Origin of the sequence: Streptococcus sp. HMSC072D03 (assembly GCF_001812855.1) — a bacterium.
GTDB lineage: Bacteria > Bacillota > Bacilli > Lactobacillales > Streptococcaceae > Streptococcus > Streptococcus salivarius_D.
This window is the reverse complement of record NZ_KV810687.1, coordinates 1-929: the sequence shown is the minus strand read 5'-3', so window position 1 is coordinate 929 and position 929 is coordinate 1. Positions and strand designations below refer to the sequence as shown.

The following is a 929-nucleotide window of genomic DNA, read 5'->3' as shown; positions in this document are numbered from 1 at the left end:
TCAAAAACGATGTTTGTCTTCATTCTGAAAGAAGAAAATCAAAATGATTTTCTTCTTTTTTATTGCATAACTGAATGCTCTTTTAAAAGATTAAAAAATGAGGGATAATCTCTTTTAAGATTAACAAAACCACCATTCTTAGACAAGAAACTATGTTCAGAAGCAGCTGTACAAACAAGAACACCATTCTGATTTACCATATGGTATACAAAAGAAAGTTTAGCAGATTTAACACTTTTAACATTAATCTCAATAGAAATCACATCTGCAAAAGTAGAAGTAGCTTTATAGTCACAGGAAATTGAAGTAACAGGAGAGATAATTCCCTCCTCTTCAATTTTTTCATAAGCCCAACCTATCTCTCTTAGAAAAAAAGTTCTAGCCTCTTCCATCCATCGTACATAATTGGAATGATGAGTAATACCCATTCGATCTGTTTCATAATACTGGACCTCGTGTTTACAAATAAACATAAGAACCTCCAAAAAGATTAAGAAATAAAATCTAAAATGTCATCCTCAGAAAGAGAAGAGTCGCAAACAACCTTAGCAGTTCCATTTTCTGAAACAAATAGGGCTGGAACGGTAGCAATACCATATCTTTTACGTAAAGCTTGGATATCTTCAAGTTCTTCACTATTTTCACTATTAATATAGAAAATAGTAAGATTTGAATTACAAGCAACATTTGATAATTTAGGTTCAAAAAGTTGACAATATGGACAGGAAGGACGGCCAATAAATAAAATAAACTTATCTGTAGAAGAAATTTTATCTTTAACAGTAGAAATAGAAATAGGTGTAAACGCTGACGCAAAATTCGACATAATAATACCTCTCAAATAAAATATAATCATATCATATCTGAAATTAAGAGTTTTAACAAGTAAATAACTTGACAAAAAAAGCTAGACCTAAGTCCAGCAATGA

At 30.6% G+C, this 929-nt stretch carries 2 protein-coding genes; both read right to left on the bottom strand.

The annotated features are described in order from the left end of the window. Positions 1 to 59: 59 nt before the first annotated feature. Positions 60 to 473 (bottom strand): acyl-CoA thioesterase, encoded by a 414-nt coding sequence (locus tag HMPREF2877_RS07735; RefSeq protein ID WP_013991218.1) that lies wholly within the window; start codon positions 471 to 473, stop codon positions 60 to 62. Between the two features lie 17 nt (positions 474 to 490). Then, complete coding sequence (gene traF, locus HMPREF2877_RS07730; RefSeq protein WP_049527782.1) at positions 491 to 826, bottom strand: DUF6568 family protein; 336 nt, start codon at positions 824 to 826, stop codon at positions 491 to 493. Positions 827 to 929: the final 103 nt, after the last annotated feature.

What these genes read in the sequence shown, in the direction of transcription:
- HMPREF2877_RS07735 (WP_013991218.1), bottom strand. Translation starts at nt 473, where the DNA reads ATGTTTATTTGTAAACACGAGGTCCAGTATTATGAAACAGATCGAATG.
- traF (WP_049527782.1), bottom strand. Translation starts at nt 826, where the DNA reads ATGTCGAATTTTGCGTCAGCGTTTACACCTATTTCTATTTCTACTGTT.